Here is a 25,440-nt window from a genome sequence, read left to right on the forward strand (position 1 = left end):
TTTACACCAAAAAGCCTGAAGTATAGCTTCAGGCTTTTTTTATATTTTAATTTCCCGAACTAAATCACTTGGGTCTGTCTCTGAAAATAACATGGGCAGCCATGATTAATGGCTTGTTGCTGTTTCAGGGGGTAAGGCAATGTATTTATTTCTGCCACTGTTTTTCGCCATGTAACATGCATCATCTGCTCGTTTAATCAGTTTGTTAATATCTTCGTTTTTATCCCAGTGGGCAATGCCGATTGAAAGGGTATTTACTCTGTCCAGTGATGCAATTTTGAGCGCTCTGCAATTTTCTAGGATACGGTTAGCTAATATGAACGAATCGGTTAACGATTGCCCTGTAAGGACAACGACAAACTCTTCTCCTCCAAAGCGAGAAATAACATCTTCAAGTCTAAGGGTCTTTTTAAGCATACTTGCTATCGCCACAAGTAGTATATCTCCGATATTATGCCCCCAATTATCATTAACCGATTTGAAAAAATCTAAATCAATAAAGAACAGGGTTACCTCCATGTTTTGTCGTTTGGCTAACGACAACTTGGGATTAATGATGTCAAAAAATGCTCGTCGGTTTAGCAAGGATGTCAGTGGGTCTTCACGTGCAATTCTTTCTATGTCTTTTTGGGCTTTAATAAGTTGCCGTTTTTCGCGACGAAGCTGAAAATTGAGTTGCGCCATTAGATTACTAAGACTGCTTATTTCTTCAATTAGCTTTTCATCTTTTAGCTCCAACATTTCAGCAATACAATAGAACGAGGACTCCATTTTACGAAACGAACATAAAAGCCCTTCACCTTTTGTGGTTTTAAGTAGTTGCGGATCTGAGTCAAGGTCTTTTATTTGTGTCACTCGAGGGGCACCGGCAAAAAAGTCATGCCAATTGTTTGTTTCAGATAGAAAAATAGCAAACAGTAAGTGAAAGCCCCGGTTGTGACTGATTAATGTGCCATCGTAAGCAAACTCAGCGATAGCCAATACGTGCGAATTTTCTGCGATATCTATTGCAAGTTCACTGGGGATATTCATTAAGCTAACCAGGTGTTGAGCTTTTGAATCGCTTCTTTGTAATCGCTGGTGATGAAATCGGCTTTAAGCACTTCTTGCGGTTCATGGAAAAAAGACAGCGCCTGACCGCCTACAATGGTTTTAATATGTGGGTATAAGGCGTCGATTTCTTGGAGGATCTCTCGAGCCTTTTTGATATTGTAAGGCATGGTAACGCTGATGATTACGGCTTTAGGTGACTCATTTGTAATATAATCAAGAATGGCATCTTTAGGTGCGTCGGCACCAAGATAGGTTGTATCCCATTCATTTGCTTCTAACGCTGTGGCAACCATCCATGAGCCAATTTGGTGTTGTTCAGATGCCGCGCAAGTTACCAATATCTTTGGTTTAGTTATTTCTGGAAGGTCTAGGTGCATTAGCAGCCCAGTGAGCACACGATTGGTAATGGCTGTGGCTAAATGTTCGGTGGATACTGATACGTCACCATTTTGCCAAAGCAAACCTATTTGATAGAGAGCGGGCTGAGCCTCATTATTAAAAAAACGCTCAAAGTCTTCCCATGTAGTGACTTTATTGAATGCATAGCTGTAGGCGTTACGGTGATCACCTGTAATAATATAGTGGAGAAAGGGGTTATCCATTGCAATAAACTCTTCTTCTCGGTTGCCTTTTATTAGGCTACAGCACTCATCATGGGCCCTAAGCATCCAATCGTATATTTGCACTAATTGTGCAGCCTCAATTGGTGGAATTGTCTTTAAAATCAATTGCTGCCATTTTTCTAGTTCTTCTTTAAAGTAGAGAAATGGCACCCCTTGAGAATGATAAGCCTGATAGACCCAGGGAAGTGCTTTCACTAAAGCGGTTCCATCACGGGATTCAATAACCTGGGAGATAAACCCAAGGTGGTTGCGGTGATTATTGATTAATAAGTCCAGCGAATTGCCATTTAAAAAACGACTTTGCTCGGGCTTTGAAATCCAGCGATTAATTTCTACCAGCATTTCTTCACCGAATTGACAATATGCATTAATGGCATTGTCAGTCACTGTGGCAAGTAGTGTATTGAGTTTTTGGCTATCCATAGTTAGTCCTCAATTGAACAGATACAAATTGAACTTATGCGCGAGGTTAAAAGTCGACAAAACCTAATGCTATTATAGTCATAATAAAGCTCATTGCTGGTTATCATTAAAGCAAAAGTAGTAAAAAATTAGGCAAGTTTAAGTGATGACTGTGCCTTTGTTTGAAATGCGTTGATGAGATAACTGAGGGCCTTTAGCGCCGCAAGTCGGTGTTGGTTAATGCTTCGACTTAGCAAGCACCTTGCTGACTTATAGGCTAACACTTGACCTTTAACCATTACTGCTAATTTACAGTTATCCCCCCATATTTAATTCAACAATAACTGATATTATTGGTTTTTTTCAATATTTAATTGTGGTTTATGTGATTTTTTAGAGTCAATATAAGCGCTTATGGCTAAGCCATTTGTTACTGGCGCTTGACGCTGAAAGCTTGCCTTATGGCGGCTATTAACACCATAGGGCAAGATTTTATCGCTGAGGACTATTTATTTAGCACAAATTGATCAATTTGATTTTGGGCTAAGGCTTGATCCATGGTGCCCTTTAGCAGTTTGTACATCAAAATCGAGGCATCAATCTCAGTTTTACGGTTAGTTAAACTTTCAATATTCAGCCCTAATGGAATATTAAGCGGTATAACCGCGGCTAAAATTTTCAGCAGGTTACTGTGATTAATCTTAATTGACTCATACAGAGGATCTTCTGCCGACAAAATACGCTGGCTGGTAGCTTCGGGTACCGACACACCTAACCAGTTGATAAATTCAAGAGTTTTAGCACTGCCGCAAGGTGAAAACGTCAGGATGATGCGATTAGGCTTGATATTGTTTAACGCACATTCTTTGGCGTAGCTGGTTAACATATCAATGGTTGCTTGGGCGTTATACACCGCCTGAGTGATGTAGTATTCACAGCCTTGGTTTGATTTACCTAACAGGCGAATATGTTCATTTTTTTTACTTAAATGGCGCTCTGCAATGGCCACGCCACCAAGGTAGAATGCTTGAGAGTGCGCCGCTAATACGCGGTAAGCGTCATTTAATGGTAATGAACTTGCAACCTGAGTCGATGGGGATCCCACTAATACCAAGTCTCTGACATTATTTTGATACCAAGCGCGGGACAACCACTCACTAAAGCCCTGTTCATCAAGACCGGCAACGCTCTTATAAGCAATAACTGGCTTGCCTGACTTTTGATTGATTAGCTGAGCGTAAGTACCAGAGTCATGAGTGGCTTTAAAGGGAAAAGGCCTTGGGGTGTCAATGCGGCTGGTTTCATCCTGAATATCGTAGATGATCAAACCATCAAAGTTTATCTCATCAAGGCGAGCTAACAATTTATCAGCGATAATACTGACCGATTCAAAATCAGTATCGATTTTTGGTGGGGTTGTACCAATAAAATAGATCCCACGGTGATGATCGGATGAACGCTGTTTTAATGATTTTTTCATGTTTAGCCGTCTAGATGGATGTTATCTCCATTGTGTCTTAAATTTTGACCCTTGTTAAGGCCGAAAAAGGGTATTTTTTGAAATAATTAATAACCACTTAAATTAGTCGGCGATAAGTTTTAACTCAGATGATTTTATCTGTCTGTGGGTTTGAATATAGAGCAAGCAGAGTCACATTTTCCCTATTAGTTGTGGTTAATGTACTTGGCTGAGGAGGTGACTTTATTGAGTTATCGCTGCGCCGTTTAATGCCGCAATTCTGGCATCGGTTGATAAATTGATGAATTTAGGTGCGGCAGTAACCGCTAGAATGGCAAGAATAATGATAACGACTACGAGCTCAATTAAGGTAAAACCCTTATTATGGTTAAGCGCCATGGCTCAAAAATCCATTTATTCAGTTTATTATTTGGCAGCGATGTTATTTCAAATGGGCTGCTACCCCTACTTATCTACTTGAATAAAAGGTTTTTATTTATAAGAGTTTAGTATTTTTGACCTCCCTTTAATTAGCCTGTGACATAGTGTCGCAGTTTGTTGGTTTTAAGTTGAAACCTGTTCTGGTTAATTTATAAATGTCCGCACAAATATTATAGGTTTGTCATAGGACTGTTTATGTACCACTCTAAATTGATGATTTCTATCGCTGTCGCTTTAGGTTTTTTTCCCACTTCCTTCGTTCAAGCCACTGAGGCTAATCCCACAGACACTCAGGCTGTTGAAACCACCCAAGAAAAAAAACACAAGCAGCACTGCGATAATAAAAGCTGTGATGACTACCTTGTGGTGACAGGGGAGTTAATGCGCGATCCTGCCAAAGTTGTCACCGATCCCAAAAAGCCCAGATTACCGCTGCCCGCTTATGACGGTGCAGGTTACTTAAAAACCATCCCCGGTTTTAGTATCGCCAGAAAAGGCGGCGCAGGTGGCGACCCTTCTTTAAGAGGCATGGGCGGTTCACGCATCAGTATTGTTGATGATGGCCAGCATGTTTATGGCACCTGTGGCGGACGTATGGATCCGCCAACAGCTTATATTTATCCAGAAGCCTATGATGCCATTACAGTGATTAAAGGCCCACAAACAGTAAAATATGGCCCAGTAGGTTCCGCAGGGACGGTATTATTTGAAAAAGATCGCCATAGCTTTAGTGAGAAAAGCCTTGAAGGTCGCGCCAGCGTAACCGGTGGCAGTTTTGGCCGTGAAGATTACTTAGTCGAAATAAAAGCAGGTACTGAAACCCATTACATTGATTTTGATGCTAATAAGTCTAAAAGCGATCATTATCAAGACGGTGATGGAACCACCATTCAATCCCTTTATGACCGTAATAATTACAATTTTGCTTTAGGTTGGACCCCCGACGAGTCAACCGTGGTTGAGCTTGCTTATGGCAGCTCAAGCGGTGAGGCTGAGTACGCTGACAGAACCAATAAAGCTCGTGTGATCGATAATGAAAATGTCACCTTTCTGCTGCAAAAGGATGTTGATTTTTACTGGCTGAATAATATTGATTTTCAGTTATATAGTAATGAAAACGATCACGTTATGGATCAGTTTGACCGCGGCGTAAATGCAGGCACTAATGTCAGACGAAAAACCGCAGGTGGTCATTTATGGTTTGATATTTCAGCCAATGAAAAATGGGAAACCATTGTCGGGCTTGACTATATGGACAGTAAGCACAAAGGACGCAGCATCAATCAAGCAGAAGATAATGGCCTAGATGATTTATTAGCAAACCCCTTTATGCAGGACATGGCTTATATCAATACCGGCTTATTTGTTGAATCAAGTTATCAGCTTAACCAAGGTAAAATCTTGACGGGGCTAAGAATGGATCAATGGCAAACCAGTTTATATGTGGCCCAGCAAGGCGGCCGTGATGATGACTTATTCAGTGGCTTTGTTCGCTACGAGTTTGAGACTGATAAAAGCCAATATTATATTGGCGGCGGCCATGCCCAACGTATTCCTGACTATTGGGAGTTCATGAAGGCAGACAATAATGATTTGTCACTTAAGGCATTTGATTTAGATGCTGAAAAAACCACCCAGCTTGATGTTGGCTGGATTTATCAAGACGATATTGAAATATCCACGGCGTTTTATTACGGCAAAGTGGCAGACTACATCTTAATTGATGCTAATACTGCCAAGACCGCAGCTTACAATATTGATGCAACGATTTGGGGCGGCGAATTAGGCCTGCTATATCCATTTACTGATCAATGGTCGGCGCAAACCACCGTCAGTTATAGCCATGGTGAGAATGACACTGACAATACACCACTAGGGCAAATATCCCCTTTAGAGGGTCGTATTTCAGTGAATTATGAAGCTGAAAATTGGACCGCTGGGTTATTTTGGCGGATGGTTGCGGCGCAAGATAGAGTCGCAATTGGTCAAGGTAATATCTCAGGACAAGATCTGGCTGAAAGCAGTGGTTTTGGCACATTGGCCATCAATGGCTCTTGGAAGCATGATGATATTTTAGTGAGTTTTGGTATTGAGAACTTATTTGATATTACCTATGCCGAACATGTTAGTCGCTCTGGAGCGGGTAATGACATTCCTGGTAGTTCACCACTATTTCAAGTTAATGAGCCGGGTCGAACCGCTTGGGTAAAACTTGATTACAATTTTTAATAAAAACCGGCAGGCTTGTTACATTTAATAAGCCTGCATCATTGCCCACTTTGGGTGAAACCTCTGCTTTAATGCCTGATACAGCCGCCGACAAACTTGTCCCTAGCTGCAATACATTGCTTTTATTCACATAACCTATGTAAAGCTATGCAAAGTTACCCTTTGGCAGTTTTCTTTATAAAGTGATCTAATTAAAATCAATCACGTAACATCTAAATAATATTAAATCATATTAAATAATAATAAACGAAAATGGATTTCCAGTTAATGAAAACACGCTATACGCTAGTGGCGGTTGCAACTTCGCTATTCATTTTATCTGCCTGCAGCAGTTCATCCTATCTTGACGAGTCTTTGGTTAAACCTGAGCTGCCTGCGTCGTGGCATACCGACGCCAAATCATTAAAAGACAATCAAAGTTGGGTAACACCAATCGCTACCGATCAGTTATTAGAACTTATCAGTATTGGCCTGAACACCAACCAGCAGTTAATTCAGTTAGCTCTTGAAGTCGAGGTTAACAAGCAGCAGCTTAATGTCAGTGATGCCAGCTTTTGGCCAGAGTTAAGCTTATCGGCTAATAGTGCTAGAGGGGGAAATAGTGATGCAACGTCTAGCTCCAATAGTCTTAGTCTTGATGTTAGCTATGAGCTAGATATTTGGGGCAAGTTATCCGATAGCGCTAAAGCCTCAAAACTGAATTTACTCACTGCTGAGGCCAATTATCAGCAAGCAAGGGATGCACTGGTTGCTGATGTGGTGATTGCCTACTACAAGGTAGTGACCTCAACAGAGCTCGTTAAGCTATTTGAGCGTCGCACCGAAAATGCCAAACTTAATTTTGACATCATTGAGTCGGGTTACCTGCAAGGGTTAAACACCGCGCTGGATGTGTATTTAACTCAAAATGAGTTTCACAGTGAAAACTCAAACCTGTTGGCACAGCGCAGTCAGCGCAATAAAGATATTAGAACCTTAGAGCGCTTATTAGGCGGCTATCCAGCAGGTAAATTACTGATAGATGAAACACTGCCGCTATTGCCACAAGGGATTAAAATTGGCGTCCCCAGCGAGCTCGTTAAACGTAAACCACAACTGCAAGCCGCTTGGTATCAGTTGCTCGCTCAAGATGCCGTCGTGGCCTTTACTCAAAAGCAGCGTTATCCAGCCTTACGTTTAGGGGCTGATATTGGCACCGCCAGTAATGATATTGCTAACTTATTAAGTGGTGATTACAGTTCATGGTCAGTATTTGCCGGTATTACCGCACCGATTTTTAACGCCGGTCGCTTAAAGTCACAAACCGAGCAGCAAAAGCTGAAATTAAAGCAGCAAGAGCAGCAGTATTTAAATACTTTGTTTAGTGCCTTTGAGCTAGTTGAAAACAACCTTGATCTTGATGCCAGTTTGCAGCAGCAATATCGCTCAACTTTACAAGCGCAAGACAATGCCCTCCAAGCTGAAACCCTATCATTTGAGCAATACCAAATCGGCCTTGTCAGCTATACCACAGTACTGGATGCCCAAAATCGTGCCTTTGTGGCCCAAAGTTCGGTTATCAGCTTAAAAAACCAAATCATTGCCAACCGTATCGGATTACACCTTGCTTTAGGTGGCGATTTAGATGCCAGTGTGACAGAAGAAGAAAAATATGATGAATAAGAAATACCTGATCCCAGTAAGCATTGTTGCGGTTGCGGTTGCCACTATTATGGTGATTACCTCAAACCCACCTACCACTAAGCGTGGCAAACCGATGGCTGTAGCTGCCATGTCGGTTGAAACTCAGGTGCTTAAGCCACAAGATTATCAAATTCAGGTGAGCAGTTTTGGGGTGGTAAAACCGCGCACCCAAAGCTCGTTAGTGACGCAGGCTTCAGGTCAAATTCTATCTATTAGCCCCAACTTTCGTGAAGGTGGTTTTTTTGAAACTGGCGAAGTGTTAGTTGAGCTTGATGATAGAGATTATCAAGCTGAAGTTAAAATTGCTGAAGCTGGGTTAATGTTGGCTAGGCAACAATTATTAGAAGAACAAGCACGTACTAATCAAGCCTTAGCAGATTGGCAGCGCCTGAGTAATGGCCGCGAGCCGACATCGCTGGTGTTGCGTGAGCCGCAATTAGCTGCAGCGCGAGCGGCAATGCTATCTAACCAAGCGAAACTTGAACAAGCCAACTTGGCCTTGGAACGTACCCAAGTTGTTGCCCCCTTTTCTGGGCGAATTTTAGAAAAACATGTTGATGTAGGCCGGGTGGTTTCGACCAATAGTCAGCTGGCAACGATTTACGCCACCGATTATGTGGAAATACGTTTACCAATCAATAACAGTGATTTAGCACTGGTAGAACTACCTGAGCAAGGTAAGTCTGTGGTGGCTAAAGTGAGTTTTGAGTCTGACTTAATAGGCCTGCAAAAATGGGAAGGGCAGTTAATTCGCACCGAAGGTGCAATCGATAGTAACTCGCAGCAGTTGTATGTGGTGGCGCAAATTGATGATCCATTTGATTATCAAGCTAATCAGCAAATGCCACTGAAAATTGGTCAATACCTGACAGCCAATATTGCCGGTAAAAAGCTGAGCCAAGTGTTAGTTATCCCCACTAAAGCAATTTATCAAGGCTCTTATGTCTATGTGGTTAACGATGGCATGTTATTGCGCAGAGAAGTGACCACAAGATGGCAAAATAGCCAAGACTCAGTCGTAAGAGCGGGCTTAAAAAATGGCGATGAACTGGTTATTACCTCCCTTGGACAAGTGAGTTCAGGCACCCCTGTCACTGTTGTTGGCGCAACGAATAAAGTTAAACCACAGCGAGGTCCAAGAGGTGAGGGCAGAGCCGATGGCAAGTCTCGCAGTAAGCCTGATGGCGAGCGTAAAACCAAACCTGCTAGTAAAGAGGAGTCACAGCCATGATTGCTTGGTTTGCTAAAAATCACGTAGCGGCCAATTTATTAATGTTGTTGCTGCTGGTATTAGGTTTAGGTTCACTGTCAACGCAGATACCACTTGAAGTGTTCCCGACAGTTGAGTCTGAAAGGATCTCTGTTCGAGTATCGCTTCGTGGCGCGACCCCTGAAGATGTTGAAAAAGGGGTGACAATTCGTATTGAAGAGGCGGTGCAAGATCTTGAAGGCATAGAAAAAATCACTTCTAGCTCTTCAGAGGCGTCATCGCAGGTCACCATTGAAGTTGACAGTGGTTACGACCCCCGAGAAATGCTAGCGGACATTAAAAGCCGCGTCGATGCCATTAACACCTTTCCGGTTGATGCCGAAAAACCTGTCATCGCCCTTGCCCAGCGTAAGCGTGAAGTCATCGCAGTAACGGTAACCGGCAAATATAGCGAAAAAGAAACCATCGAGTTTGCTGAAGTGGTGCGCGATGAATTGTTGCGCCTAGAGGGTGTCACCCAACTAGATTTAAGCGGGGTGCGTAACTATGAAGTGTCGTTAGCCTTATCGCAAAACAAATTACGTCAGTACAACTTAACTCTGAGTGAAGTATCACGGGCGATTAATGCCTCTAGTACTGATATCTCTGCGGGTAATTTAAAAACTCAGGGTGGCGACATTTTACTGCGCTCTAAAGGCCAAGCTTATTACAAAGATGAGTTTGCCAATATTGCCATTAAATCTGCCGCTGACGGCACCATTATTCGTTTAGGCGATATTGCAAATGTGGTTGATGGCTTTGAGGAAACCCCTGTAAGAACTCGCTTTAATGGTCAACAAGCGGCATTTATCGATGTGTATCGTATTGGTCAGCAAAGCGCGATTGATGTGGCTGATAAAGTGAAAGACTACATTGATTCTCGTCAGGCAACCTTACCTGAAGGCTATGGCCTTAGCTATTGGGATGACGATTCTGAAATCGTTAAAAACCGTATTGCTACCCTAACAGGTAGTGCGCTGCAGGGCGGCATACTTGTGTTGCTATTACTGACATTGTTTTTACGTCCATCAATTGCCATATGGGTGTTTATTGGTATTCCGGTTTCTTTTATGGGCGCGTTTATCTTTATGCCATTTTTTGGTGTGTCGTTAAACGTCATCAGCCTGTTTGGTTTTATCTTGGTATTGGGGATTGTGGTCGATGACGCCATTGTCACCGGCGAGAATATTTACACTCACCTTAAGACCGCGCCTAATGGCGAGCAAGCGGCGATTCTTGGTACCCAAGAAGTTGCCGCGCCAGTCACCTTTGGCATCTTAACCACAGTGACCGCATTTTTACCCATGTTGTTTATTGAGGGCACTCGCGGGGCGATATTTGGTCAAATTGCGATAGTGGTGATCCCAGTATTATTGTTCTCGCTAATTGAATCTAAGTTTGTGCTACCCGCTCACCTTAAAAATATTAAGTTGCGTCACCAGAAGGAAAATTATAATAAGTTTGAGATTTTTCAGCAAAAGTTCGCTGATGGTTTTGAGCGAGCAATCATTCAATTTTATCAACCGTTTTTACGCATAGCGCTAAAGCATAAAACGGCCACATTGAGCTTATTTCTCAGTGTACTGTTAGTGATAGCGGCATTGTTAGCCACTGGTTGGACTAAGTTTACCTTCTTCCCGCGTATTCCCAGTGAAACCGTCAGGCTTAACTTGACTATGCCAGCTGGCACCCCATTTGAGGTGACTAATGCGCATATTATTGCTATTGCAGCAAAAGCTGAGGCGCTACAAGAAAAGTATACCGATGAAGATACTGGCGAGAGTGTCATTATTAATATTTTGGCCACTACAGGTGGTCGTGGCGGCACCTCAAATGCAGGGGGGGTTCGTTTTGAAATGACTCCAGCGGAGAAGCGTGAATCAGGTATTACCTCTAGGCAACTATTAACTGAATGGCGTAAAAGTGTTGGTGAAATTCCTGGGGCTGAGTCAGTGACTTACCGCGCTGAAATTGGCCGAAGCTCTGATCCTATTGATGTGCAGCTCAGTGCAAACTCCCTTGATACCTTACGTGAGATTGCCGATCAGGTTAAACAGCATTTAAAAACTTACCCGACAGTATTTGATATTGCCGACAGTTTATCTAACGGTAAAGAAGAGCTGCTAATTGAGTTAACCGAGCAAGGTAAAGCGCTAGGGCTCACTCGACAGGAAGTATCAAGTCAAATAAGAAGCTTTTATTTTGGCTCAGAAGTGCAGCGCATCCAGCGTGGCCGTGATGATGTGCGAGTAATGCTGCGCTTGCCGCTAGATGAACGTCAGTCATTAGATGACCTTAAAAAGGTCCTGATTACCACCAGTCAGGGCGCGCAAGTGCCGCTTGGTCATGTGGCTAAAATGACCTCAGGTAAGAGCCCATCAAGTATTCAACGCATCGATCGTTATCGGGTGTTAAATGTCACTGCCGACGTGGATAAAGACAATACCAATATGACTGTGCTACAAGCAGATCTTAAGGTGTACCTTGATGGTTTAGTGCAGCAATACCCTGGAGTAAGGCACTCACTTGAAGGCGAAGCTCGTGAACAGCGAGACAGCTTTGGGTCGTTGCAATGGGGCTTAGTGTTTGTGTTGTTTATGATTTATAGCCTACTCGCAATTCCGTTTAAGTCTTACATTCAGCCATTAATTGTGATGAGCGTGATCCCCTTTGGCTTAATTGGCGCAGTACTAGGTCATTGGTTAATGGGCTCGCCACTGACCATTTTCAGTATATTGGGGATGTTGGCGCTAGTAGGGGTGGTGGTCAATGACTCTTTAGTGCTGGTGGACTTTATTAACAAAAAACGCGCAGATGGAATGGCATTAGCGGAGGCGGTATTAACCGCAGGTGCAAAACGTTTTAGACCGGTTATGCTCACCAGTTTAACCACGTTTATCGGCCTAATGCCGCTATTATTAGAGAAGTCGACCCAAGCGCAGTTCTTAATTCCAATGGCGATATCATTGGGCTTTGGGATTATCTTTGCCACCTTTATCACCTTGATTTTGGTTCCGGTAAATTACCTTGTGGTTGAGCGCTTAAAGGGCAATAAAGTTGATAATGCCAGTCTAGATCAAGAGTTTGAAAATAGCTTTGGCGCTGCTAAGGTTAAGGTATAGCTCAGGTTATAATTCAGTGGCGATTTTAATCGCAAAATATAGCGTTGCCAGTAATGAAATGCCCTGCTGGCGACGCTTTAAGCGTGATAAATGTGTCGGCCTAAAAAGTTCAAAACATTTATCACGAGATAAAAAACAAAAGGAAAAACAAAAGGAAAAACAAAAATTATTGCAGCAGAAACGCTTAATATGAAGGTAATTGATAGCGATTAGTGATTTTTCGATGTTTGGTTGCATCTCAAGATAATCAGCAAATCAGGCATTCATACAATCAGGTAATCAGCCAATTATATAATCAGATATTTATACAGTCAGCAAATCAGGCATTTATATGATCAGGCATTTATACAATCAGCTTATTGGTGTTAGCCTAAATTCAATTACTGCAAATACTCTTACAGCTAACCTGCAAGCTTGGTGACCTGTTTTATTTTCTCGATAAGAACATGCTTTTCAAATGGTTTTGCCAAATAATCATCCATTCCTGACTCATAACATTTCTCAATATCTTGATCCAGTACACTGGCGGTAAGTGCAATGATTGGCAGCCGTTGCACAGATGGGTTTATTTGCTCCCACTCTCTGATTTTTTGGGTGGCAGTAAAACCATCCATAATGGGCATCATACAATCCATTAAGATTGCATCAAATATTTTGCCATCACTAATAAAATCAAACGCCTCAAGCCCATTATTAGCAATTACGAAGTTATAGCCCGCTTGCTTGACTAGCACTGAGGCGACCTTTTGATTAACGAGGTTATCTTCGACAATCAAAATCATGCCGTGAATGGTGCGTGGTTGTTCTTGCTTATCAATACCATCATTGGCGGCTTTTTTTTCAGCTGGGGTGACTTTGTTGCGCAGAGTACGACTTTCGATGCCATTACGAATGGCATCGCTAAAGCGCCTGCCAAGCAGTGGTATGGTGATAGAGGCGTCAATGTTATCTAATGTTCGCTGCTCAGAAGGGCTATTAATGGCAATGGAAAAACTATCTTGCAGCATGAGTAATTCGGGTAATGCTTTTAAAGCCTCTCGGTTCATTGAGGCATTATCAATAAATAACAGATCAAACTTTTGCTTATCCTGTAACAAGTCAAACGGTGATGGGTAACGGTAATTTATGCTAAATTCATGTTTACTACAGGCAGCATCAATAGCATCAATAATATCATTATTACTGGAAATAATTGCCGTAGTCAGGTGTTTAAACTCGTCTCTTTTAGGCTGCTCTTTGGTAATGATGCGGGCTTTAAGTTCAACGCTGAAACAACTGCCTTTACCTTTTTCTGAGCTAACTTTTATATCGCCGCCCATTAACCCCACTAGCTGTTTACAAATTGCCAGCCCAAGCCCTGTACCACCAAATTCACGAGTGATGGTGCCATCCTCTTGGATAAAAGGTGAAAAGATTTGTTGGTGATTTTCTTCTTTAATACCAATACCGCTATCGTATATTTTAATTTTCATATTGGCATAGTTAGCTTCGTCGTAATCGCAGCTCACAGCGACTTTAATAAAGCCGTTATTGGTAAATTTAACTGCATTTGACAGAAGGTTCATTAATACTTGGCGCATTCTATGTTCGTCAAGTGATACTAAGTGAGGCATATGTTCAGGGATTTCAATTTTAAGGTCGAGTTGCTTTTCAACGACTTTAGCTAACACCATAGTGAGGGTGTCATAGATGACCTCGGTAATATTGGTGTCGTTGTAAGCAATAGACAGGTTACCCGACTCAATTTTAGAAAGATCCAGAATATCGTTAATCAATAGTAATAAGGTATGTGAGGATGTTTCTATGGTTTGCAGGTACTCATTTTGCAAAGGAGTTAACCTTGTGCCTGACATTATCTCCGACATGCCAATAATGCCATTTAACGGTGTTCTAATCTCATGGGACATATTGGCCAAAAAAGAACTTTTGGCTTGGTTAGCTCTTTCTGCATCTGATTTTGCTTGCAAGATTTTGGCATCATTTAAAAAGCGTTCATGAATTAGGTTATTGAGCTTTTTAGAGAAGTAGCTTAATTCATCTTTACCACTTTCGTTTATCTTATTTGAGTAATCATGTGTTTTTTCAATTTTTGACATGGTTTTAATCACATGATGCAGATACTTTAGAATGCGGCGGTAAAGGTTTGCGCCAATGGTGCCAATAGTAACGAGCGATATTAGCAATGCAACGCAGAACATAATAATAAGCTGCTTAGACTTTGCTATTTCAGAGTGAATATTGGTGGATAATTGCTCTGAAATGGTAGTGACAACATATTGAATTAAGTTCAAACGCTGATTAAACACCTCCAAGTTAGCATCTGTATTATCAACAATTTCATTCCCTTGCAGAAATTGGCTGCGCAGCTGATAACTTTGTTGGAATGCTTGATCTGAAAAGGTAGTTAATAACAGGTCTACTTGCTCAGGCTTGGCGCTAATATTAATAAAGCGATCGACATACAGTTGTTGTCTTTCAGCGCTCATATTCAATTGACTCAGCAGATCTTCGTCGCCTCGATTCGTTATCAGTTGATCCATTAGCCATTTTTCTTCTGCAGACCACAGTGATAGCCATTGCAATTGAAATAAAATCGTCAAGTTCTGGTTAATTTTTTCAGGTACATCAAGCTTATCTTTTTCTAGCGTCATCAACCCTTGGTTTTGCAATTCGTTCATCCAAATTGACCAATCAAATAAATCCTCTTTGGTAAGGGCTGGCGATTCAGCTAAGGCTTCTTCAGTGCTGTTAAACCATGCTTGAATATCTTCACTGTGTTGAGCGCTAAAGCTTGTGGGTAATAACGCAGACAGTTGCTCCGTAATAGATGTGAATTGGGATAATACAAAGGGCTCATCTTGGCCGCTGAGCGCGTCTTGCGCTTGAGTAATTTGCCGATTAAGCTGGGAAAATAACTCTAAAAAGGTCACTTTGTTGTTAAGGCTGTTTAAAGCTTGCACATTATCAGTTTGTTTTTGGATTTCTAACGCTGATAAAAAACCTGCAAAAACCAATGGTAACAAGACAAGTGCCAACATCCTTGCTTTTATTGAAATACGATTCAATAAATTCATCTCAGCTCCTTGAGTAAAATTAGCCATAAAAAGTTAGCTATAAAGTTGTATATCGTAGGGTTCTTGGCTAAGTTTAGATTAGTAAAACTTCTGACTATGTTTAGCATAGTACAAAAACTATCTAGGAATGAAGGTTTTTATATGATTAATGGATTAAACCACAAAGCCTTTTTATTGAGCCTGAAGCATTTTTTTTTGAGTAGATTGTGCACAAGGCGGCTTATCTTTCTTACTGCATTAATTTTATCCCCATCAACTTGGGCTTTAGAGGCTGATACCAGCAAAAGCTCTGAGGTCGAATTCGCTATTTTTAGCCTTAATGATGACATGCCGCCTTTAAGTAAAAGTAAGGCGAGAATGTTATATCGAGGTAAGTCTAAAAAAGTCGGAGGTAGCTTTAAAATTGTCTTAGTTGATCTACCTGAAACCTCCATGCACCGCGAAGAGTTTTATAGCATGTTGCTGGGTAAATCGGTCTCACAAATGAATGGTTATTGGGCCGGGTTGGCTTTCTCCGGCAAAGGCTCGCCACCAGAAGAGTTAGACAGTGATGATATAAAGAAGATCCTCAAATGGCTGAACGACAATCCTAATGGTATTGCATATGCTCCGATAGAGTCGGTGCCTAAAGAAGTTAATATCTTAATCACAGTGCCACAAGGAGAGTAGCCATGTTATTAAACCGAAAATACATAATTTTACTATTAACCCTTGGCATGGCAACCAATGCACAAGCTGCGATAGAGCTGACTGATAACTTTTCCATCAGTGGTTTTGGTTCAACATCTATCAGTAAATCAGACAATAAAGCGCCATTATTTATTAACCGGGAAATAACAGATGAAACCTGTTATGACTGTGATACTTTATTTGGAATACAACTTGATTTAGATGTGTTTGAGGGCTTTGATGCATCAGCTCAAGTGGTTAAGCGCACCCAAGATAAATGGAGCGAACCTGAGTTAGAATGGGCCTACCTAAGTTATGAATTTAGTGACTTTAAAGTAAGGGCTGGCCGATTGCGCTTACCCTTGTTTTTAGTCTCTGAGTTTTATTTTGTTGGCCAAGCCTATGCGTGGGCAAGGCCGCCGGGTGAGATTTACGACTCGATTTTAGGTACCACCTCATACGATGGTGTTTCGCTGGCTTGGCAATATGAATTATCTGATGAAATATCACTTACCGTTTCACCTTATTATGGTTTCGGCCGCTTAACTGAGGTGAATTTAGGGCCGATATTGATGCAATTTGATTCTGACTATACCACCGGAATATATGTCGATTTAGTTGGGTTTAATTATCGTATCCATACTGGATTTTTACGGTCTAAATATACTTTACGCCCAGCCCCTACTGCTGATGAGTTAAGTGTATTTACTTTGGGGGCAGAATACAGTTTAGATGCTTGGCAGTTTATGGCTGAATTTGAACATGATGAGCTGCAAAGTAATTGGTACGCCAGTGTTGGTTATGCAATCGATGATTTTACTCCCTATGTGGTTTATGCCGAGAGTCGTGAGCTTAGAGAGAGTCAAGGGGTGACTATAGGGCTTCGCTATGATGTGACTTCATCGATTTCACTTAATGCTGAGTACCAGTCCATTTTAGGGGATAATCCAATAAACCGAGCGCAATTTGCCGCACCACCAATTATTTGGGGTGAAAGTACCGATGTTGAGTTATTAAGCTTGACGGTGAACTTTGTCTTTTGATGCTAACGAAACGTGTTGATGCTAGCTAAAGGTTTTGAGGCTAGGCAGTTAACTGCCTAGCCTTTTTAAATAGTTAACACTTTACCGCGATACTTATTTTTAGCTGTTTTGCTCGCAAAGATAGCTGCTTTGGCTTAATTGACTATTTAGTTTGCTATGTTGAATAATATGGCAAAGCGCCATCATTCATAACGCTTTTCGTAAAAAGAGCTTTAGATCAATCTCATGTAGTACACCAGCCGCCCCCTTAGCGGATATTCTTATTCAATCGCCCTAGTTAATTACCTCTTTTGGACTATATAGCTAGGTCTCACTTCTGACTTGTAGTTGTTTGATTGTTGAACAACGCCCTTTATAATGCCGCCGTTTAATAGATGACGCTTTTTAGAGGATGTAACTTGAGCACTTTGTATACAGAAACCCACATTGGCAGCATGCAGTTAAAGAACCGCTTTATCCGCAGTGCGACTTGGGAAAATATGGCAACTGAAGATGGCCATATGACAGAAAAGTTATACGCCATATACAAAGAGCTTGCTCAAGGTGAAGTCGGCCTGATCATTACAGGTTATGCCAATATCGTCGCAGAAGAAAAACCCAATGCGGGCATGATGGGCATATACGACGACTCCTTTATCGAGGAATATAAACAGCTAACGGATTTAGTTCACCGTAATGGCGCCAAAATAGCCATGCAGCTGGCCTATGGTGGCACCAAAACCACTTACAACGTGGGCGAAAGAGTGATTTTTGCCCCAAGTGAGGTTTGCGAGCGTGGCACAAAAACCTTAGGTAAAGCCATGACCATTGCCGAGATAGATTACATAGTGCAGGCATTTGCGAAAGCGAGTTTACGGGCAAAACAATCAGGTTTTGATGGGGTTGAAATTCATGGGGCCCACAGCTATTTAATTAATCAGTTTTTAAGCCCTTATTACAATCAAAGAGATGATCAATATGGTGGCAGCCTAGAAAACCGCCTGCGCTTTTTAGTTGAAATCTATACGGAAACCAGAAAGCTGGTGGGTGATGATTACCCGATACTGGTGAAATTAACCGCCTGTGATTTTTTTGAAGGTGGCTTAACCTTTGCTGAAACCCGTGTTATTTGTAAAAAGCTTGCAGCCATTGGCGTTGATGCCATTATCATTTCTGGCAATATTCATGGTAAAGCTAATGACATGATTGGTGAGTCGTTTGAGGGGCATACCATTCAGCCACAGGGTTATTTTCATCAATATGGCGATGTGATAAGTCGTGAAGTGAATATACCAGTTATTACTGTAGGCGGGTTAACGGATATTGATGCCATTGAGGCCATTGCCGCGAATACCAATATTCAATACTTTGCCCTATCAAGACCATTATTGTCAGAGCCTGATCTAGTGAAGCGTTGGCACAATGGTGATAGAGCTCAAGCCCTATGTGAAACCTGCTCAAAATGCCGCACTAAGCGTGGTAATTTTTGCATTGTAAATAAACAGCGAAAAGCTACGATTGCGGGTTTTTAACTTTTATTCTGTCCATTAAAACTTGTCGATTAAAAAGCGAACCAGATGGTTCGCTTTTTTACGCGATGTTAATTGACTTACTGATGTGAGTTCATCAACTGCAGCTTATCTGAGCCAATCTGATTTAGTCGATGTCGTCAAAATACCAGTAACCAGCATTGACCCAAGCGGTTAATTGCTCAAGCACATCGTTATCGTTTAACCATGGACTTAGGTCTTGTGCACTAAGCTCTTGGGTATCACATAGCAGTGCGATTAAGGCTTCTTTATCTGCTGATAATTGCAGTTGCTCGCCATTGATATACAGCACACCGTCAGCAACACTAGCTTCAAAGTACAAAGTGCGCAGGCCACCCAGTTTAATCAGCGGTTGCTGTTTAAGCTGCTCAGTCACATCTAAGCTTTGAAACCCTAAACTTTCTTCAGGTAAATCAAGTTCACACTTAGATTGTGTTAAGTAACGGCCACTAAACTCACTGACTAACTTATCATCAAGGGTGGCAAACAGTTGCTGTTTGATCCGCTCAAGATCGCTGCTGTTCACAATACCTGAATGTTCGCTTAAGGCGCGGTCAGGATCGGCAATTTGCTCATTACATAAATCTTTATCAATGATGTGATCGGCCATTGAACTGATCATATCTTTTGCTGATGCCGTGCGGTAACCCACTGAAAAGCTCATTGATGGCTCAAGGGTGACCCCATCATGAGGGTAGCCTGGTGGCAGATACAAGATATCGCCAGGAAGCAGTTCAACATCAATGATTGGGCCGAATAAATCGAGTGTTAATTTAATGCCAAGCTGTAATCGGTCGCTGTAATTCACCGCAAAAGTAACTGATAACCTAGCTGGTCGCTATATCAGCTAGCTGCTTATGTTATTGCTTTATTTCGCCTGTATTCATTCTGTGGTTTTGTTTAATCTGGCTAAATTGGCACGATTCCAATGGCTGTACCTTCTGATCACCATACTCAGGGTGATAATAACGATGAAGGTAAATATTATTCGGCCCCAGAAGACCATGTTAAAGTCAGCGCCAAGCAGCATGATCAGCAGGGTATCTTCGATAACACTATGTAATAAGTTGAGCATCATGATGGTTATAAATATTTCATAGCGCGAAATCGTGCCTTTTTTCGCGCCATTGATCAGTAAGCCTCCGCCCAGTGATAAACCCAGAGTAATACCGATAATGGCAAGATTAGCCGCCTCTTTGCCGATGCCGATTAATTTGAATAATGGCTGCAGAAGCATGATTAATAGGCGTTCAAAACCTGTTAGTTTTAATATTTTAAGCACAAACATGAGTGCTGCGATAACCACAAAAGTCATCGCTAGATTTTCTAACTGCCCCACAAACCACGCTAGATAGCCAATATCTTGATTACTTTCCTGTTGCCATACAATGACCGCAGCCTCTTGGCCCTGTTCGCTATAGCGATAAAACTGGTGTTGTAGCCAAGCAAGGGCAAAACTTCCACCGATACGGATCACTAATGTAGCCCATAGGGAAACCCCGGCTTTTTTTGCAATGCTCGCTTCTATGGGTAAGCCATGAGCCAGCAGCATCATACTGCAAAGAATGGTGATTTGAGCAACGCTTAAGCTAGTATCGAGGTTAATAAAAATAATTATCCCAGTGTAAATATTGGTAAGCAGGGTCGTTGCCCAAACGATGCCCATTTCACTGGGTAAACCAACAAAATTCATTAACGGCGCCAGCAGTGCACCCAGTAGCACCAAACCGCCCATTTCTTCTACTACTTTCATAATAATAATCATTGGGATCATGATTTTAAACAGTGTAGTAGTGACAGAATAGACTTCAACAGAGAGTTGTTTAAAAAAGAGCGTAATAGAGTTCATTGTAACGTGGTTCGTTGCTGCCAATAGAGGCGCATATAATACCTAGGAGTTGGTTAATTTTTGGTTGTAAATTAAATATTTTGCATATCAATATTTCCTATTTATAATTAATTGGTAAATTTTGGTGCTATTTAAGTGGGTTTAAAGAAATATGGAATTAGACAGGATCGATCGGCGCATTTTGATGCAGTTACAATCGAATAATAAGATTCAGAATATCGATCTCGCTGCAGAAGTGGGACTGTCGCCGCCAGCGTGTTTGAAGCGGATAAAACGCTTACGAGAGGCAGGGATCATTATTGGTGATGTTTGTTTGATTAACCCTGAGTTATCAGGCAATAAGTTGACTTTGATTGTGTCGATTGAAATGGATCGCGACCGGGATGATATCTATCGATTATTTCGACAAACAGTCATGAAAGCGCCTGAAGTCACTCAGTGCTATCAAATCTCGGGCAGTTACGATTTCATGCTTATTGTCTGTGTTACCGACATACAAGCCTATGAAACCTTTATTGATAGCACATTGCGTTGTGATTTTAACATTCGCAAGTTTCATACATCCGTGTCATTACGTACGGTCAAAAACGCCACCGCCATTAACTTAAATACCGATTAGCATGTTACTGGATTTGGCTAAGCATTAATTATTGCAAATCTAACAGTAAAAAAATGGTTCAGTGACCGATGTCACTGAACCATTTTTTATAGACTAGTTACAAACTCGTGTAACCGATTTTAGCGCAGCTAAACTGAGTTAAGGCGCTTTAATCGATCTACTAGTTTTAGTCGATTTCGTCAAAATACCAGTAACCAGCATTAACCCAAGCGGTTAATTGCTCAACCACTTCATCATCATTTAGCCATGGGCTTAAGTCGTGTGCGGTAAGCTCTTGGGTATCACATAGCAGTGCGATTAAGGCTTCTTTGCCCGCAGATAGTTGCAGTTGCTCGCCATTGATATACAGCACGCCATCAGCAACGCTGGTTTCAAAGTACAGCGTGCGCAGGCCGCCAAGCTTTACTAAAGGTTGCAGCTTAAGCTGCTCAGTCACATCTAAACTTTGAAACCCTAAACTCTCTTCGGGTAAATCAAGTTCGCACTTAGACTGAGTCAGGTAGCGACCGCTAAATTCACTGACTAGCTTGTCATCAAGGGTGGCAAAAAGTTGCTGTTTAATTCGCTCAAGATCGCTGCTGTTCACAATACCTGAGTGTTCGCTTAAGGCGCGGTCAGGATCGGCAATTTGCTCATTGCACAAATCTTTGTCGATAATGTGATCGGCCATTGAACTGATCATATCTTTTGCCGATGCAGTGCGGTAACCCACAGAAAAGCTCATTGATGGCTCAAGGGTTACCCCATCATGAGGGTAGCCTGGTGGCAGATACAAGATATCGCCAGGGAGTAATTCAACATCAATGATCGGGTCGAATGCTTCGGTGTGCAGTAATGCAGGGTGAGCAGCAAACTCTTTATGCGGCCCAAGGTCACCGACTCTCCAACGACGTCGGCCAGAACCTTGGCAGATAAATACGTCATAAAGATCAATATGGGGGCCAACGCCGCCACCCGGTGTGGCATAGCTGACCATGACGTCATCTAAGCGCCAGCGTGGGATAAAATCAAAACATTTGATCAGCTCTTCAGCTTCAGGCACCCAGTTGTTAAGGGCTTGGACAATTAAGGTCCAGTCAGTTTCACCGAGCTTTTCATAGGATTCAAATGGGCCAAACTCAGCTTGCCATTCATCGTTTGCTTTAAACACGCGGCGAGATTCAACCACATCTTCGCAAGCCAGCCCTGCCATTTCTTCTGGTGAAAGCAGGTCTTCAAAGTGTTTAAAGCCTTGACGGATCACCAGTGGTTTCTTTTGCCAATACTGTTCAAGAAACTGTTTTGGCGTCATACCATTTAAATCTAATTGCATATTTATTACTCAGTGAAATTTGCCGCGATACTAGCAAGTATTAGCATTTGGTAATTTGGCCGAGATCATAAAATGGTGGATTAGCTGGTAAAGGCAATAAATCTGCCTAGCTCAATAGCGCCTGAAAAAATCTAAACCTGTTGAGTGTATCAATTCTCTACTTGTCACTGACAATAGCAGCACTTTGTAGACAAAGGTTTTAGTCATACATCAATGCTTGGGCTTTTTTATGATCGAACTCTTTTAGCGACTTTCTGGCGAGTTGCCTAAACGGCAGGGCTTTAACGACTTCTTCAAATGGCTGAATAGCAAAGGCCCAAAAAATTGACCCATCAAAGACTAAAATGATCAGTGCACATAAGGGGATTGAAATCACCCATTGGCCAGTAAAGTTAATTTTGAATACTGCGGTAGTTTTACCCACTGCTCGTAATATATTGCCATGAACCGTGTTGTAACCACGCACGATAGGCAAAAAGATATATAGCGGCGCAATGACAGCTAACGCTTGATAGGTTGCTGCATCTAAATGTGGGTAAATATCGGCAATAAAAATGCTCATAAGACCAAACAGCATTGCGCAAATCACTGAAATAACCACCGCAATATCGATACTGGTATCAACGTTTTTACTCAAATCATCCATCTTATTAGAACCAATAGCTTGGCTAATGGTAATGGCTGATGAGTGCGACCAAGCCGCAATAAATTGGGTTCCCGCTTTAATCCAAGGCATCACCAAGGTGATGGCGACATAGGCATTAATGTCGAGCTGTGAGTACAGCAACTGATACACAGTCACCCCTATCATCAGCATAGTGACGTTGGCTGCAATCGGGAATATCTCAATAAAATGCAGCCGAATATTGCGGCTCATTGAGGTGTTTTTATCTGGCAGCGTGATTTCGATTACAGGGCTGAATTTCATATATGATCCCAGATACATAAGCCGCACGCTTATGGCAATAATGCTACCTAGTGCGGCGCCTTGAACGCCCATAGCTTCAATTGCGATCGTATCGCTAAACTGATAACCATGAATAAGTAAATAGGACAAGACGGCGTTAATGGGCAACTCAATGAGATACCCTTTAAAGGGAATTTTAGTGCGACCCAAGCCATTAAACAGGGCAATCATCACCTGGGTTAGTGCAGTGTAAAGTATGATGTATTTTGAAATCACTAAGTAACTGGCAATTTCTTGTTGTAACAACACATTGTCTGTCAGCAGGCCAATTAAAGGGCGATCAAACAGGGTTAGCAATATCCAAAAAAGCAAGCCCACCGAGCAGTTAATCATCATCCCAGACCAGAATGCTTTTGATAGTGTTTGATTATTGCCAGAGCCAACGGCGCGACTCAACACCAATTGGGTACCATTGGCCAATGCCATTTGAATACCCAAAATAGCAGCAACAATAGCAGTGGCTATGCCCATAGCCGCTAAGGGGATTTCGCCTAAAGGCGATACTAATAAGGTATCTATCATCAACATGGACTGCATCAGCAGTCCATTTAATGCTAATGGCCAAGCAAGGGAAAGGTTCTTTTTTACATAGGACTGAGAGGGCACGGCTAGACCTTAAATGCGGTTAAGTTAAATCAGTTAAAAACAGAATAAGTTGTAAATTTAATCAAGTTATAGAAGGCGTTAACGTTGAATAATAGGCTAAATAACCATATTTCAATCTTGAATAATCGCTCCAATAAGCTTATTGACAGGCGCTTAGCTCACACTGCATTACTAACGTTTACAGGGACTATCATCGAGTTATACCTATTTGTACTACAATAACTTAAATAGTTTTTGGTTACTATGGGGGAGCTTTAGGTTTTTCGGGTTATAAATGACAAGATCAGCTATTGGTACTCTGGTAAAACAAAGACGCAGGAAGTTATAAGGGCTGGTGCAGTTGAATGGTCGATTCGATAAAGAGAAAAGCAACACAACTTACTTTTGCTATGGCTTAAGTAAGTTGTGGCTTTTAGATATTACAGTTCGGCTGTGGCAATTAATTACCAGCGCAAGGTATTAATCCTTAGGATTTTAGCTTCATGTTGTGGGAACGAAACTTTAAAAAGCGCGATATTGAACTGACAAAAGTCATAATTCCAAAACACAACACAGCCGGTATCAGTGTTAACAAGGTGACTTTGACAAGTGAAATAACACCGATAAGTAATGGTGAAATATTCGGTTCTGAGTGGGGTTCACTAATAACCATATTGATAGTTGTCGCCCACTCACTCAGGGATACTGTCCACAATAAAGCGGTGAATAGTAGTGAAATTGACAGAATAATAAAACTACGACTTTTCCATTTGTGGCTAAGGTATTTCATAATTTAGGCCTTTTTTGCTGTTTGTTTTTTGAAAAACTTTTTACTCATACCCTTAATCCATTTCCAGTGCATTGCTAAGTGGATCCCTAGCATTGGCATCAATAGATTGCCTAGGTCGTGATGCATTTTTGACCATACCGGAAGGATGTCAAAATGAATCCCTAGCTGAGGTAGCATCACTTCTGACACCAAAAAGCCACTTAAAATAACCATCAGCATTGCTAGGTAGAAAATAAAATCCCACACAGCATTAAAACGGGCTTCACCAGATAATTGGCTGACAAACTTTTTAGGCAGTGACTTTAACCAGTCCCAGTGCAGTAATAGGTGAATAACCAAAGGGACTATAAACAATAAGCTTAACCATTCGTGCAATAAAACCCCTGTGGCTTTAGGGGCGCAAACTAATATAAATCCAATTAACAGTAGTGCATCCATGACGTAGAGTGTTTTACCTAAATCGTCTTTCCAAGTTTTCATTTACCAAGTTTCCATTAACCATCATTGATGACATTTTATTATTCACATTTAGCGATTCATATTCATTGACTGACATGAAAATAGATTGCTGCAATCAGCGCAATTTACCCTAAGTTGATTGACTTTATCAACTAACTTTACTTTGGTTTACACTTGGTATTTTTCACATTCGTAGTCGACTTTTCGTCGTGGTTAATGGTGATACAGTGATGTTATGCGCAGAAGTGACAGAGGGCCTATTGAATTGCCCGCCACCTTGCGT

At 41.7% G+C, this 25,440-nt stretch carries 18 protein-coding genes and 1 pseudogene; 9 read left to right on the forward strand and 10 right to left on the reverse strand.

The window, feature by feature from the left end:
• Positions 1–105: 105 nt before the first annotated feature.
• The 4 genes and pseudogenes from BCU94_RS13610 to BCU94_RS13625 all read right to left on the reverse strand — a co-directional run.
• Positions 106–1,032 carry a GGDEF domain-containing protein gene (locus tag BCU94_RS13610; RefSeq protein ID WP_102476665.1) on the reverse strand — a complete coding sequence of 309 codons (927 nt, stop codon included), beginning with the start codon at positions 1,030–1,032 and terminating at the stop codon, positions 106–108.
• Positions 1,032–2,099 (reverse strand): cobalamin B12-binding domain-containing protein, encoded by a 1,068-nt coding sequence (locus BCU94_RS13615; RefSeq protein WP_102476666.1) that lies wholly within the window; start codon positions 2,097–2,099, stop codon positions 1,032–1,034. The genes BCU94_RS13610 and BCU94_RS13615 overlap by 1 nt, the downstream gene beginning before the upstream one ends.
• Positions 2,100–2,583: 484 nt before the next feature.
• Positions 2,584–3,558 carry a hypothetical protein gene (locus tag BCU94_RS13620; RefSeq protein ID WP_102435674.1) on the reverse strand — a complete coding sequence of 325 codons (975 nt, stop codon included), beginning with the start codon at positions 3,556–3,558 and terminating at the stop codon, positions 2,584–2,586.
• 240 nt (positions 3,559–3,798) lie between these two features.
• Positions 3,799–3,936: pseudogene (locus BCU94_RS13625) on the reverse strand (prepilin-type N-terminal cleavage/methylation domain-containing protein); the annotation flags it as partial.
• A gap of 237 nt (positions 3,937–4,173) precedes the next feature.
• Here BCU94_RS13625 and BCU94_RS13630 point away from each other — a divergent pair.
• The 5 genes from BCU94_RS13630 (at position 4,174) to BCU94_RS19600 (ending at position 12,454) form a co-directional block, all read left to right on the forward strand.
• A complete protein-coding gene (locus BCU94_RS13630) occupies positions 4,174–6,207 on the forward strand; it encodes a TonB-dependent copper receptor (protein WP_241905008.1) in 2,034 nt (677 codons plus the stop codon).
• Positions 6,208–6,474: 267 nt separating this feature from the next.
• Positions 6,475–7,869: a TolC family protein gene (locus tag BCU94_RS13635; protein WP_241901130.1), complete on the forward strand. Its 1,395-nt coding sequence runs from the start codon at positions 6,475–6,477 to the stop codon at positions 7,867–7,869.
• On the forward strand, positions 7,859–9,121 hold the full coding sequence (locus tag BCU94_RS13640; RefSeq protein WP_102476667.1) for an efflux RND transporter periplasmic adaptor subunit: 1,263 nt from the start codon (positions 7,859–7,861) through the stop codon (positions 9,119–9,121). The genes BCU94_RS13635 and BCU94_RS13640 overlap by 11 nt, the downstream gene beginning before the upstream one ends.
• Positions 9,118–12,261 carry an efflux RND transporter permease subunit gene (locus BCU94_RS13645; protein WP_102476668.1) on the forward strand — a complete coding sequence of 1,048 codons (3,144 nt, stop codon included), beginning with the start codon at positions 9,118–9,120 and terminating at the stop codon, positions 12,259–12,261. The genes BCU94_RS13640 and BCU94_RS13645 overlap by 4 nt, the downstream gene beginning before the upstream one ends.
• Positions 12,262–12,277: 16 nt before the next feature.
• Positions 12,278–12,454 carry a hypothetical protein gene (locus BCU94_RS19600; protein ID WP_157937398.1) on the forward strand — a complete coding sequence of 59 codons (177 nt, stop codon included), beginning with the start codon at positions 12,278–12,280 and terminating at the stop codon, positions 12,452–12,454.
• Positions 12,455–12,662: 208 nt separating this feature from the next.
• Here the strand turns inward: BCU94_RS19600 and BCU94_RS13650 are convergent, their stop codons facing one another.
• Entirely contained in the window at positions 12,663–15,335 is a 2,673-nt protein-coding gene (locus BCU94_RS13650; RefSeq protein WP_102476669.1) for an ATP-binding protein, read from the reverse strand.
• A gap of 195 nt (positions 15,336–15,530) precedes the next feature.
• On the opposite strand from BCU94_RS13650, the gene BCU94_RS13655 reads away from it, so the two are divergent.
• The 3 genes from BCU94_RS13655 to BCU94_RS13665 all read left to right on the forward strand — a co-directional run bounded on the left by BCU94_RS13655 (position 15,531) and on the right by BCU94_RS13665 (position 18,558).
• Positions 15,531–16,004: a hypothetical protein gene (locus BCU94_RS13655; protein ID WP_241905009.1), complete on the forward strand. Its 474-nt coding sequence runs from the start codon at positions 15,531–15,533 to the stop codon at positions 16,002–16,004.
• Between the two features lie 2 nt (positions 16,005–16,006).
• Entirely contained in the window at positions 16,007–17,047 is a 1,041-nt protein-coding gene (locus tag BCU94_RS13660) for a porin (RefSeq protein ID WP_102476671.1), read from the forward strand.
• Positions 17,048–17,445: 398 nt separating this feature from the next.
• A complete protein-coding gene (locus BCU94_RS13665; protein ID WP_102476672.1) occupies positions 17,446–18,558 on the forward strand; it encodes an NADH:flavin oxidoreductase in 1,113 nt (370 codons plus the stop codon).
• Positions 18,559–18,682: 124 nt separating this feature from the next.
• On the opposite strand, the gene BCU94_RS13670 is transcribed toward BCU94_RS13665, so the two are convergent.
• Both BCU94_RS13670 and BCU94_RS13675 read right to left on the reverse strand, forming a co-directional pair.
• The gene (locus BCU94_RS13670) at positions 18,683–19,384 is read right to left on the reverse strand and encodes a winged helix domain-containing protein (RefSeq protein WP_102476673.1); all 702 of its coding nucleotides are present in this window, start codon (positions 19,382–19,384) and stop codon (positions 18,683–18,685) included.
• A gap of 75 nt (positions 19,385–19,459) precedes the next feature.
• Positions 19,460–20,329 (reverse strand): hypothetical protein, encoded by an 870-nt coding sequence (locus tag BCU94_RS13675; RefSeq protein ID WP_241905010.1) that lies wholly within the window; start codon positions 20,327–20,329, stop codon positions 19,460–19,462.
• A gap of 247 nt (positions 20,330–20,576) precedes the next feature.
• Between BCU94_RS13675 and BCU94_RS13680 the strand changes: the two genes are divergently transcribed.
• Entirely contained in the window at positions 20,577–21,044 is a 468-nt protein-coding gene (locus BCU94_RS13680) for an Lrp/AsnC family transcriptional regulator (protein ID WP_102476675.1), read from the forward strand.
• Positions 21,045–21,210: 166 nt separating this feature from the next.
• On the opposite strand, the gene BCU94_RS13685 is transcribed toward BCU94_RS13680, so the two are convergent.
• From BCU94_RS13685 to BCU94_RS13700, 3 genes are all read right to left on the reverse strand, one after another.
• Complete coding sequence (locus BCU94_RS13685; RefSeq protein WP_102476676.1) at positions 21,211–22,356, reverse strand: cupin domain-containing protein; 1,146 nt, start codon at positions 22,354–22,356, stop codon at positions 21,211–21,213.
• Positions 22,357–22,555: 199 nt separating this feature from the next.
• Positions 22,556–23,929: an MATE family efflux transporter gene (locus tag BCU94_RS13690; protein ID WP_102435658.1), complete on the reverse strand. Its 1,374-nt coding sequence runs from the start codon at positions 23,927–23,929 to the stop codon at positions 22,556–22,558.
• 772 nt (positions 23,930–24,701) lie between these two features.
• Positions 24,702–25,178 carry a cytochrome b/b6 domain-containing protein gene (locus tag BCU94_RS13700; protein WP_198590886.1) on the reverse strand — a complete coding sequence of 159 codons (477 nt, stop codon included), beginning with the start codon at positions 25,176–25,178 and terminating at the stop codon, positions 24,702–24,704.
• Between the last annotated feature and the right edge of the window lie 262 nt (positions 25,179–25,440).

Source organism: Shewanella sp. 10N.286.52.C2 (assembly GCF_002874545.1).
Classification (GTDB): Bacteria; Pseudomonadota; Gammaproteobacteria; order Enterobacterales; family Shewanellaceae; genus Shewanella.